Genomic DNA, 12,646 nt, shown 5'->3' with positions numbered 1-12,646 from the left:
AATCTCCTTCCCCAGCTTGAGCAGATCTTCGTCCCTTTCGTGCGCTTTGAGTTTACCGGTAAGATACCCGAGCCGGTAATCAATATTACCTACCAGGCGCCAGTTGGTGGTGTGCAGACTTTCCCGGATGCACTTAGCCGCTGCCTTAATGCTCTTTTTCTCATCCCGGTCGCCCGGGTCCTGCAGGTTGAAGGGAACCACGGTCCAGGTTTTCATCTCCGGGCGGTCAAAGGAGAGTTTGATGAAGCCGGCAGCATCGATGATCCTTTGCAAACGGGTTTCCAGCGCCGGGATGGTCAGCTTTTCGATCTTGTCCACCTCATAAAGTTGCTTTTCCATTTGATCCTTCTGCCCCTCCTCAAGCGAATCGAACATATTTGCCAGGCTTTCGAGGTCTTCGTAGAACGTCCGGGCAGTAAAAAAGGAAAGACAGTACTTGCGCCGGTCCTCTTCGGTAACCGGTAGTTCCGGCCCACGCGTGACATTCAGGTCGAGTTCATCTTTTTCCACTGCACCGCACATCGGGCAGGTGGAGGTCGTGTACAGGATGTTATTTTCCTTATGGCTTTCCCGAGTTACCTCGTAGCCGCACTGTTTGCAGGTTGGCCGGGGAAAATGGTACTCGCGTCCATCGGGGTAGACGGCTTTCCGGGGTGCATGGCGGTGGGGGCATTCAAAGACAAATAGCAGGGGAACCCCGTCGTGATCAAAGAAATGCACGGAAAACAGCATGGCAGCGCCGCAGGTATTACAGGCGACGCCCGTGGGCTGGCGATGCGTAGCCACGAGCCGGTCCTGGCGCTCGTGATAGCCCTGTTTTTGAACGACCCGAAATCCATACTGTGGCTGAGCTCAATTTTCCATCGCTCGTGGGGGTCCGATACACCGGCCAGCTCCGCTGATTCCTTCGCTTCCAGTTCCTTCAATACTTCGATGGTCATGCGGTCGTATCTGTCAATATAATATTGATCCCGTTTGCGGTATGTTTCCATTGCAATAATTTATTAAGGCTGGCTAAATAGGTATACCTGCTAAAATAAATACTAAAGCGTATTTTAAAGTTATGAAAAGAAGTATAGCACAACAACTGGGAAGTTTAGGCCAACACATGGTCAAGGTTGAGATAGAAAAGTCCCAGTGTTGGATTGCACGCGATCAAAACGAAGACTTTGGAATTGATCTTGAAATGGAGCTTGCCATCCATGAGGTTTCGGGAAAGATTATCAAGGTCCAGATCAAGTCGCATCAACAGGTAGAACAAGTGGGTGATTTCGTATATGAAAGGTTGCCAAAATCTTTTTTACGGTATGCGTATGAATGCAGGATCCCGGTAATCCTTATTGTAGCTTCAATTTCAAGTGGTGAAATGTGGTACGCATGGCTTCAAAAATGGCTATATGATACTAATAACAAGGTAAATATTTATGACGAGCTGATTTCTCAATCAATACAAATTAATATTCATAAGCACTCCCTATTAAAAGATGATTTGAATGGTCAATTGATTTCAATTGCCACCTGGGAAAATGAAACCCAGAAGCTAATTACACTTTACGACCTGGCAAATCTTTCTTTAAAACTTTATGATGATAACCTTTCCAGCCTTTTGTTCACTTATATTGAAGCATTAAATAAAGAAAATACTTTCAGCTATCCTGATCAGATCATTGACAAGGTAATTGAGATCGGTGCTTCCATTTGGGCAACGCCTGAAGGCAACAAGCGTACGCAACAACTGTTTGAGTTTATAAGGAATAATGGGAACAAACTGAAAAGGGAGCATATAAGCAAGCTGGTAATAAGGGGTGACAGTTATTCGAGGACCGGGATTAATGCGTTAGGTGTTCTATACAGTTCTTTTCCAAGATATGCACAAAGTCTATTACTCCCCGAATTTTTCAAGGGCTTCCAGGACCCCCGGTTGCACTATTATTGTGTGCTGAGGGAAAGGTGTCTTGCTGATACTTCATTTTTCTGGGTAACGCCGACGGCGAATTTCCGTGTCGGAGACTTCACCATTGATGACCCAGATGTGCTTGCACAATTAATGAATAAGATGGCCAACCGGGGTGATTCTGCAATTTTGGACTATATCGTTTATAAGCCAATAGGGGAAAAATAAGATTATCGTTAAAAGACAAGGAAATTTATGGATGCTTTTATGATATTGAAGTCTGCCAAATACGACACCGAAATAAGCGTTGATCAATTTAATCAATTGATCCGGGATTTCGAGGTTCAATACCTGCAAGACAGGGATTACCAGCACCGCCTGGCAGTACATCGCAGGCCGGTGGTAGTAATGAATGAGACCTTAAATGAACTGAACAGCTATTTGCAGGAAATACAGGGCAGGGAAGAATTAAGGGATTTTGACCAAGAGCGTAATGCACATGGATACGCTACCACAAAGATCAATGACATCTGGACGGCCGACAAAAGGGTAAGAACCCTGTATAACGCTGTCAAGCAATACTGCTTATTGCGGTCCAAGGATTTTAATGTTATAGCCGTTCATGTTGCCGAATACAGGGCCATGAATAAACTGTACCGTAAAATCCGCCGGGCCGTATACAAAATGGAAGGAAAGAAAAATAGCCTGGAAATCCCTCAAACCAATGTAGTTGAGCAAAAGGATCATGTTCACCATCCTTCAACGAAGACCTTGCCTAAGCCGGCTATTCAAACAAGTCCCGAACGGTCAGTTCCCATCGACCCAAACAATGGAAAGGTCATTTTCAATACAAGGCCGCAAACCTGGCAGGAACTCCAGGATTTTGTTGGCCAGTTATTCCGGGAAATGGGATTCGATGTTGAAATCTCAAAAGTTTTAGAGCATGTTCGTGGTAAAAAGGAAGTAGATGTGTATGCAATAGACAGGAGCAGCGAATACCATCCCCAAATTTTAATTGAATGCAAGCACTGGAACCATTCAGTAAAACAGGAAGTGGTGCATGCTTTTCATGATGTGATGGTCAACTATGGCGCAAATACCGGGTTTATTGTTTCAAAAAGCGGGTTTCAACAGGGATGTTATGATGCGATAAAAAATACCAATATCCATCTTGTTTCACTGGAGGAACTGGAGGAGAAATATTATGCCAAATGGCAGGCGGGAATGATCAACAAAAGTATGTCACTTAGCGATGTATTGTTCCCCTATTGGGATCCTTCAGGCGGAAAGATGCCTGCGGATGGGAAACCAATAAGTTTCGACACGCAACGATTACTTGATGAAGCTTACCAGCCTTTCCATTATATTGATGCGCGTTTTTTATTAATAAGCGGTCAGCCGATATACAATTACCCATTAACATTACCTGTATTAAACGATCATTTTGATGTGACTGGTGAAGCGGTCATGAAAAATGACAGAGATTTATTTGATTTTATGGAAGCGAACAAAGACAAGGTCCTTCGTCATTATAAAATATTGTACCGGGAGATACAAGCGTTGTAAAGATTGTATACGTTTTACACGGGTACAAATGTTTAATCCAACTCTTAAGTTACTGGAATTTACTCAATCAACTTGGTTGCCTGGTTATTTTTTGGGCGGCTCCATACCAAAGATACCGGGCAATTGATACCAGGGAGTAGAGGCCTTATATGCAATGACCCGGCAGCGCTTGTTTGTTAAACGGTCATTGATGTATTTTACTACTTCTTCCAGACTACCGTTCGCACAGGCTACAACGATCTTATCTACTAATAATTCATTGGCCATCCACACCAGGCTGTTCATGACCTTGGTGGAGAAATCATTTGAATCATATTTTCCTTCCCCTACTACCAACTTTCCATTCTGAATGGCCACAATATCTGCGTCACTGGTGATAGGGCTATTACCACTCTTTCCCTGAAAATCCAGGCAGGGAACCCAGATAAAGCTGTTGCCGGTTTCCTGGAGGTCACCTTTCAGGTGGAGCAGGGCCTTCATCACCACATAATTGCCATCATATTCCTTGCCGTTCTTAGTCTGATCCGATAGAACATTGTTAATGATCGTATCACTCAGTCTATAATAGACCTTGCTGCTCAAATCCGGCATGATTTCACCGGAACACCCTTTGCAGGGAAGTTTATCCCGCAGTTCCGAGAGTGAATACCACTTGTTCGATCCGCACTGATGGCATTTTACCATCATGCCTACAAACAAGCCACCATTGGCAATCAGGAAATTTATATTGTCATCGATATGGTAGGCAAAGGCTTCTTTCTTACATCGTTCCAGATATTGTTGAACAGCGGCCTGGTCCATATCCAGGTCCCTCTTCTCTTTTAGGTTAACGGCAACTTCGGGCATGAGTTTTTCATATAAACCATTTAACTCCTTTTCCAGGTCCTGGTAGGAAAAAACTCCTCTCCCGGCCGCAATGCCACTATCCTTCAATTTGCTTTCATACCGGAAAAGCTGCAGCCAGAGCGCTTCTTCCAAAAATTGCCGTACTAACTGCCAGTCATTCCTGAAAATTTTCAAAAAGGCCGATAGTTTCTGCCCTGCGGAGCTTGGGGAAAGACCGCTTATCGGCAGCGTTACCAGGTTTTTATGTTGCCTCCTGTACATCAGCACCGCCCTGATCAGATCCAGGTCTGAAGGAATGGCGATATCAAAGCCTGGATTATCTCGGGTGATAAACACAGTAGCCCGGTGTTGCTTATTTACACGTGACGGCTCTTTACACACTATAAAATGCAGCTCTGTCCCATAGGGGAATTTTATCTCCTGTTGCTCGTCGCCGGTATCTCTTTCCAGCATGATATCAGCCGCATAAGGTCCGTTGTCGATACCCCGTCCGTTTTCAAAAGTAACCGGTGGTAATTTCAAAAAATCTGATTTGCCAAGTACAAGGTTTTTTACTGCCTTTACCTGGCTGGAACGGACTTGTCGAACACCTCCAGCTTTAAAAGGAAATGCCGGTAGTGGCTCAGCTTCTATCCTTGCAGACCTGCTTATCTGCTGCATGTTGCTGCGGATGCCCGCCAAAGCAGTTTCATCCATGCTCCGTGAAACCAGGCAGACCTGGTTGTCGATGCTTAAATGATGCAATAATGGTTCGAACCATTCATCCGTCAATAACGCTTCGATCTCGTCTTTGGTGGATACTACCTGCGTCAATATGTTTCGCGGTTCTATGTAAAGCTGCCGGTTCCAGTAGTATAAAAGGTCGTCCAGGTAGTGCCCGGTGTCACATATGATCCATTCAAACCTTTTGTCTTTCCAACTTTCATTCCTCGTCAGATATATGGAATGGACATGCAGTGCAGACAGCAGCGATGTAAAATAGGGCCGCTGGGTAGATATCAACTGATTAATCTGGTTTGCGTTGTCCTTATTAATGTCGGTCGAACTGAACCCCCTGATCCACTTAGTTTCTTCCGCGTATAGTGGCCGGAATCCAAAATTCAACTGGTAAAATAATTTTGCCTGGACCTGCATATCATAGGCTTCATCGTATCGCAGTAGTTTGGTATGATCTGTGAGAAAATAATTGTGGCCGTGTTCATGCAATAAGCAATAGCTTCCAACACCGGGAAAATAATACCGGTGCTCATCCTTCAACTCAGTATATTCCCTGGGGTGAAACAATCCAAGTGATTCCAGGAAGCGAAGGTCAATGGTTGGGGAGTAATAAATAATATCCGGATCGAAATGCCGGATCATTTCCAGCCACTCCTGTCCAATAGTGTTATTATATACTGGTACAATCGGGTTGTAGCGGCCAACCCATATCAAAAGATTGGCTTCCATGATACGACGCAGCGCCGTTTCGCTGATGGTGCCGTCTACAAAAAACAGGAGGCGTTGGTGCCGCGGCAATATGGTAGCGTATGTTTTAAGGTTGTGGGGCATTTTAGCAATTTAAGAATTCCGAGCGAGTAAAGACAAGGGATAGCTCCTGATATTATAATGTGTCTTTTTAATACCCCCAGTCAGACTACTGAGCAAAACTATTTCACACCAATTGACACTAAAAGCGAATACCCCTTTTCCCTGTCTGTAAAATCAATTCTTTCAACTGTACCTTATAACATTACAACAGTAGTCCTTTCTTTCATCAAGTACCCCACTAATCTTTATACTGTTTAAGACAATATGACTATCTTTACGCTCTGTTTTTGTTCTTTCAATAAATTGCGAATTGCTGTGCGTCATCCATGGAGTAACGCCATTTTGCAGCACTCAACTCATTGATTAATAGTATGGAAAGGGGGTGGTTCATTTCCCTCTCTCTCCGCCAGATACAAATAGTACCGTAATTGACGGAAGAAACCCGTAAACATTTGAGTTTACGGGTTTCTTTATTTTTGGAAGCAGGCCGAGCAACATGCAACCCAGCTTTTATGATTTATAGCAGAACCACCTTTCTTAAATAGTTATTTGAATACTATGTATAAAATCGGAATAATCGGGTTACTTATTTTCAATACGGCAACAGCGCAGGAACTCAGCTTCAAATGGTCCAAAAAATTGCCATCCAAAGCTGTGGTAAATTACTGCGGTGCAGCAGGCAATGCTATTTTTGCAACGCAGATACAAGATTCCAAAAAAATTTTGCTCCACAGCTTTGATAACTCTTTGTTATTAAAACAACAAGACACGCTGATATTGGCAGAAAAAAACCAGCAATACCTAACATCCTTTTCTACCGATTCCCAGTTAGTACACGTAATAGTTCAGAACGAAAACAGAAAACAAACTAATATCCTATTCATCAAATCCAGTTTTCAGCATCCTGAACAACCCAGTACAGCCGTAGCTGCTCAACTTAAGGATGGTTACATGGGAATTGTGTATGCTTATTACTCACAAGACAGGTCAAAATTATTGCTCACTAATTTCTCCTTCAAAGCAGCCACACAAACTACAATAAGAGATTTTATAGTTATCAATACAGCCAAAGGAAATGTACAATTTTCCGGAACTGTATCGTACGAAGGATCAAGCCAGCAAATCGGCGTAGCCAACAATGGTACAGCATGGTTCTCAGCCCTGCAAGTTTATAGCTGGAAAAAAAGAATAGCCGAAAAGCCAAAAACACAACAAAAAATTATACTTATTAGGCCCGACAATACAGAAAAAGAACTCACCATACGATTTGAAAATAAATATTCACCGTCTGTAGATATATTAGAAGACAACAACAATACCTTGTATTTCACCGGTTTTGCCTACGAGAATGACGCTAAGGTTAACAGGCTGTCTGCCAGTGAATGGTATATTTATAAAGTAGACGCTGAAAATGGACTGGTAACAGATTCTGCATTTACCAGCTTTACCGGGCTTTACCCGGAAAACAAATTAAAGGAAGAAGACAGGCTCCCTTACACAATTAAACAGCTGTATAAGCGAAACGATGGAGGTTATACTATACTTGCAGAACAATATCAAACTATCAGCGGACAATATTCAACCAGTCAAAAATACAACGACATAGCCTGTATTCAGTTACAGAAAGATTTCAGGTTTGAAGCTGCTGTACGTATTCCTAAACTTCAATATGGAACAGATAACCCTTCCTTCATAAGCAGTTTTATCAACGATACAGTTTATATTATTTACAACGACCTTACTGAAAACTTATATGCAGATGGCGACAAACTAAGCTACCCCTCCAATAAACAGAATAAAAACGGACTTTTTCTGATTCGAATTGACAATAAACTTACCTATAACAAGCAATTGCTTTATGACTATGCATCGGGTGAGCCAATGCCTCAACTACTATCAAGCTTTTCGCAGAATAATCAAACCGTTCTATTACCCGCCGAAGCCCAAATCGGTATCTTGACGATAAAAAAATAAATCTTCGTACGCCCCTTATTCCATCCGACCCCTGCCTGGATGCCCCTACTCTTTCATAAACGGGTAATCGGTATATCCTCTTTCATTACCTCCTCCAAATAAGGTATAGGTATCTGAAATTTCATTTAATACCGCATTCTTTCGAACCCTTTCCGGATAATCGGGGTTGGTTAAGAATTTTCTGCCAAAACCAATTAAATCCACCAGGTTTTCCTGCAATAATACTTCGCCTTCAGCAGGTGTTTTATTACCGGTGGCAATAATCGTATGCTGAAATATTTTTCTCAGTTGTTGTCGAAAAGCGAGCGGAATTTTTGGCGCATCATCCCAATCGGCTTCACAAAGATGAATATATGCAATACCAAGCTGGTTAAGTGCTGCCGCAGCAAGCATAATGGTATCTAAGATTTCCGGATCATCCATATCCTTAAACTTAATAAACGGCGACAACCGTACACCGATTTTTTCTTTACCAACGGCCTTCAACACAGCTGTTGTTAGTTCCAGCAAAAACAGGATCCTGCCTTCTTTACCCTGGCCATATTTATCGGTGCCCCATGTATTTCCACAGCATCAAATCCTGCTTCAATAGCGTTCTTTGCACCCTGGGCAAATGCCGAAATAGTAGCATGAATATCTGCCGTCGTCATTTCCCTGGGTTCTTCAGCAGGTACAAAGCTGGCTTGTCCATTTGGTGCACCATCAAATATGTATACACTGGTATTTTTAGCCAGTAAGGCCGATGGTGCCAGGGGCTGCATGAACGGCGTCGGTAATAGGTTTCCAACCTTCCACCTGGTCCTTACTATAAATACCAGGTGTTTTAGCATAGCCCATACCCTGCAAGGATACCTGTGTAGCCTCTGTAATAATTAACCCGGCAGCTGCACGTTGCGAATAATAGGTTGCCATTAATTCATTTGGTATATCCCCCGGCTGGGTAGAACGGCTCCGGGTCATCGGGGCCATAACAAAGCGATTCTTCAGCGCTATATTTCCCATATGATAAAGGGAAAACAATCTTTCATAGTTCATTTGTGATAATTTTCTGCTTCTTATCCCGGTTAAAAGGTCAGGACCACTTTACCGATCGTTTTCCCGGATTCCAACAGGCGATGTGCTTCTTTCAAATTCTCAACATTAAAACCACGAATGGTTCTGTTAAGTGTAGATCGTAAAGTGCCTGCATCCATTAACTGCGCAATATGGTTCAATATCTCGTGTTGTCTGTTAATATCAGGCGTCTGGTACATGGAACGTGTAAACATCAATTCCCAATGAAAGCTTACACTTTTACCCTTCAACTGGCGGAGGTTTACAGGTTGTACCGGATCACTTATAGAACCAATCATTCCCTGGGGTTTGATCAGTTCTACCATGCTGTCCCAATATTGATTTAGATCTACAAAATCAACTATAAAATCCACCGTTTCAAATCCGGCTTTTTTTACTTCATTAACCAGGTCCTTATGGTCCACCACCCAGTCTGCTCCCATTTTTTTACACCAATCCACCGAATTTTGCCTCGATGCAGTGGCAATTACCTTCAGTCCCAATACTTCTTTGGCCAATTGTATAGCCACCGAACCAACCCCACCAGCTCCACCGATTATCAAAATGGACTTACCCTTGTCTTTATCCGCAGTTAACCTGAACCGGTCGATTAAAATTTCATAGGCCGTGAGTGCTGTTAGCGGCATGGCAGCGGCCGCTTCCGCAGAACTGTTTTTTGGCGCAAAACCCACAATCCTTTCCTCCACCAACTGGTATTCCTGGTTGGAGCCATCTCTGGTTATATCACCGGCATAAAAAACGCTATCCCCTTTTTTAAATAAAACAACCTTATCCCCCACTGCTTCCACGGTTCCTACAGCATCCCAGCCGATCACTTTGGGTTGGTCCTGGGTTTTACCCCGGAGGCTGTTTTGACGCAGCTTAAAATCTACCGGGTTAACCGATATGGCTGCTACCCTTACCAGTAATTCACGATCACGGGGTATTGGTTGCTCTTTTTCAAACTCAATAAAACTCTCCGCTTCCGTAAGCGGTAATGATGTTCTAAATCCTATTGCTTTCATAAATCAATTATTTAACTGTTTTTAAATTGTGTATACAAAAATTCGTTTGGTGTCAATTTTCGATAAAAAGTTTGTATGTACCAGCGCGCTTAATTATTATACATTTCTTCTGAATTATCAACTGGTGTATCCGGATCATTGATCACCAGTTTAGCAATATCATCCTTCCGCATATAAAACACGCCCGTTTTTTCTTTGGTGTACCTGATAAATGACTCCATGGCATTAACCATGGCCGGTGAGCCCCCAATCCTGTCATGAAAACTGATGCTCATCATTCGTCTTTTCTGCGCGCCTTCCGCATAAAGCTGGTCAAACTCCCGTTTAAGTTGAGACAGGAACTGGTCGGGCGTCCAATGTTCGCCGGTAATTTTTATTATATCATTATTCCGTTCTGTATAAGGGATAACAACAAAATTTTTTCCCCTTACTTTCGTAATAAACGGCTCATCGCGGCTCAGGTCATCAATATGGTACATAAAACCAAGGTCCTGCAAAACTTTCAGTGTATTAGGGCTTCTTCGTAACCAATTGCAGTTATACCCGATGGCTGTTTGTCCGGTGAGCTGCGCAACCGTATCTACCCCGTCCTTTACAAATTTCAATTCATCGGCATAGTTTTTATTCCACTGGTTATCCCAGGAAATACCATGTGCTGCAATTTCATGGCCGCCGGCTGCAATAGCTTTGGCAAGTTCAGGGTATTTCAATGCGGCGGCCCCAACCACATGCGAGGTAACTTTAATACCGTATTTCTTCCAAAGATCCAGCATCCGGTAAATGCCCTCCCTGGCGCCGTACCGATACCAGCTTTCTGCAGGCAGGTCGGGTACATCTTTCGGCAGCGGATTCCCGGAAAAGGGGCTTTCCACCCCCGCTGGCTGACCACCTGTTTCAAACTGCATAGAAATTGAAATCACCAACTGTGCATTATTTGGCCAGTGCGGATGGGTAGGTTTATTCCCGCTCCTCTTATCCTGATTGTCATTTTTACAGGACAGTAACAACAGCATAGTTACCATCATCATACAAACCTGGTACCTGAATTTCATAGTAAACACTTATAACTCAAAAGTAGATCCTTAGGCAGTATAATTAATAGTAACTATTTATTCTATTTTTGTAAAAATCAATTGAATTGAATCGCATCATAAATTTTCGTTCATTTAATGTATTTACTCTTGAGAAAGAGCAGTGGGACTATGGATACCATAACCATAATTTTTACGAATTGATTTTTATCGAAAAAGGGAAAGGCAAACACCGGCTTAACGGGGTTAGTTTCAATTACCAAAAAGGAGCGGTGTTTTTACTAACGCCTGCCGATAAACATGCATTTACTATTGAGCAGAAAACCAAATTCATTTACCTGAAATATACCGAGCAATTTCTATTGGATTTATTAACAATACGCACCAATCATAACTGGAAAGAATCTGTAAAGTTGACCTTATCGGGCAAACGCCATATTTATGAAACACTGATACACTGTAAAGAGGAACAGGCACAGGTTTTTCAATTAGCCCGATTGTTGTTGAATGAATTTACCCATAGCAGGTTTTACAAAGAGGAAGTGATTGCCGATTTGTTCTCTGCCCTGTTGACCATACTTATCAGGAATATAAATAAAACAAACAGCCGGAAAAGCTGGCTATCTGTGGAAGGCGAAAAAATAGACCAAGTGCTTTCCTATATTTCTACCAATGCACTGGACAAAGAAAAAATGAAACTATCAGCCATGGCCACTGAATTCCTGATGTCGGTTAACTATATTAGTATTTATGTAAAAAAACACACCGGCCTTTCTATCCAGCAACATGTTTTAAAATACAAAATGAAAGCTGCAGAAAAACTGCTAAAACAAAGCCGTTATAATATAAATGAAATATCGGAGAAGCTCGGCTTTAACGATGCCAGCCATTTTAATAAAATTTTCAAAAAACAGTTCGGCTGCTCTCCTGCAAAACTCAGGCTAAATGGCACTGCTAACTAAAGCCCTGCATTCTAATTGCAACAGCGTTGAATTAAAAAATTTAGTCCTGGTTAAATAACCGATTACCTTTGCCAGCAGTGAAAATATTTGCTTACATAATGTCGTTGGTAATTTTAGCGCTGATCGGAAGACCATGTGCTGATCTTCATACGCCTACGAATCTAAAAGCAATAAGCATTCATGCAGGAACCGAAAACCACCAGGAAGAAAAAGGCACTCATGCAGACAGTTGTTCTCCCCTATGCGTGTGTGCCTGCTGCTCCATTGTTTGCATAAACACAGCTTCCCTGCAACTTGAGCTGCCTAAAATTTCTTTTTCAATAGAACACATGGCCTATTACCTGGGCGCTCCCCTCAAAATAGCTACTCCAATCTGGCAGCCGCCCAATTAGTTGGCTGATATCTTCTACTATTAACCGCATTTGCGGAATACTAGCATTTTTATTGTTTGCTTAAATCTCGCAGGTTATGACAACTAAAAAGTCAGCAACCCGCAAGGCTTCGTTGTACCGTTCCGCCAGGAAGTCGAAACATCCTGTATGGATACGAATACTGCGTAAAGCTATCCTGATAGTACTAGGATTTATCCTGCTATTAGGTGCTGTGGGTGCTATACTTCGATATTACCACCTTGTTACTTTACATTCTTAAGCTATGCTGAATAAAATAATTCATTATTCGATCAAGAACAAGCTCATCATAGGCATGATGACAGTTGCCTTGCTGATCTGGGGTCTCTGGAGCGCCAGTAAATTACCGGTAGACGCT

10 protein-coding genes and 1 pseudogene are annotated in these 12,646 nt (G+C 42.6%); 5 read left to right on the top strand and 6 right to left on the bottom strand.

Annotated elements, in window-relative coordinates:
* Window positions 1–786: hypothetical protein (locus A1D16_RS17910; RefSeq protein WP_290712039.1), on the bottom strand; the 786-nt coding region annotated here is incomplete at its 3' end.
* A 277-nt stretch (window positions 787–1,063) separates the two neighbouring features.
* Here A1D16_RS17910 and A1D16_RS17905 point away from each other — a divergent pair.
* Both A1D16_RS17905 and A1D16_RS17900 read left to right on the top strand, forming a co-directional pair.
* Window positions 1,064–2,122 (top strand): DUF4365 domain-containing protein, encoded by a 1,059-nt coding sequence (locus A1D16_RS17905; RefSeq protein ID WP_290712036.1) that lies wholly within the window; start codon window positions 1,064–1,066, stop codon window positions 2,120–2,122.
* 39 nt (window positions 2,123–2,161) lie between these two features.
* Window positions 2,162–3,460: a restriction endonuclease gene (locus A1D16_RS17900; protein ID WP_290712034.1), complete on the top strand. Its 1,299-nt coding sequence runs from the start codon at window positions 2,162–2,164 to the stop codon at window positions 3,458–3,460.
* Window positions 3,461–3,544: 84 nt separating this feature from the next.
* Here A1D16_RS17900 and A1D16_RS17895 read toward each other — a convergent pair whose 3' ends face one another.
* Window positions 3,545–5,854: a hypothetical protein gene (locus A1D16_RS17895; protein WP_290712032.1), complete on the bottom strand. Its 2,310-nt coding sequence runs from the start codon at window positions 5,852–5,854 to the stop codon at window positions 3,545–3,547.
* Between the two features lie 537 nt (window positions 5,855–6,391).
* On the opposite strand from A1D16_RS17895, the gene A1D16_RS17890 reads away from it, so the two are divergent.
* Entirely contained in the window at window positions 6,392–7,807 is a 1,416-nt protein-coding gene (locus tag A1D16_RS17890) for a hypothetical protein (protein WP_290712030.1), read from the top strand.
* A gap of 45 nt (window positions 7,808–7,852) precedes the next feature.
* On the opposite strand, the pseudogene A1D16_RS17885 reads toward A1D16_RS17890, so the two are convergent.
* From A1D16_RS17885 to A1D16_RS17870, 4 genes and pseudogenes are all read right to left on the bottom strand, one after another.
* Window positions 7,853–8,457, bottom strand: a pseudogene (locus tag A1D16_RS17885) (hypothetical protein).
* A gap of 76 nt (window positions 8,458–8,533) precedes the next feature.
* Window positions 8,534–8,842 (bottom strand): hypothetical protein, encoded by a 309-nt coding sequence (locus tag A1D16_RS17880; protein WP_290712028.1) that lies wholly within the window; start codon window positions 8,840–8,842, stop codon window positions 8,534–8,536.
* Between the two features lie 29 nt (window positions 8,843–8,871).
* Window positions 8,872–9,885 (bottom strand): zinc-binding alcohol dehydrogenase family protein, encoded by a 1,014-nt coding sequence (locus A1D16_RS17875; protein WP_290712026.1) that lies wholly within the window; start codon window positions 9,883–9,885, stop codon window positions 8,872–8,874.
* Window positions 9,886–9,974: 89 nt separating this feature from the next.
* Entirely contained in the window at window positions 9,975–10,937 is a 963-nt protein-coding gene (locus A1D16_RS17870; protein WP_290712024.1) for a polysaccharide deacetylase family protein, read from the bottom strand.
* 86 nt (window positions 10,938–11,023) lie between these two features.
* On the opposite strand from A1D16_RS17870, the gene A1D16_RS17865 reads away from it, so the two are divergent.
* Window positions 11,024–11,878 carry an AraC family transcriptional regulator gene (locus A1D16_RS17865; protein ID WP_290712022.1) on the top strand — a complete coding sequence of 285 codons (855 nt, stop codon included), beginning with the start codon at window positions 11,024–11,026 and terminating at the stop codon, window positions 11,876–11,878.
* A 77-nt stretch (window positions 11,879–11,955) separates the two neighbouring features.
* On the top strand, window positions 11,956–12,270 hold the full coding sequence (locus tag A1D16_RS17860; protein WP_366207014.1) for a DUF6660 family protein: 315 nt from the start codon (window positions 11,956–11,958) through the stop codon (window positions 12,268–12,270).
* Window positions 12,271–12,646: the final 376 nt, after the last annotated feature.

Origin of the sequence: Flavihumibacter sp. CACIAM 22H1 (assembly GCF_001601815.1) — a bacterium.
GTDB lineage: Bacteria > Bacteroidota > Bacteroidia > Chitinophagales > Chitinophagaceae > Flavihumibacter.
Note: the sequence above shows the minus strand (reverse complement) of the source record. Positions and strands in the feature narration are given on the sequence as shown.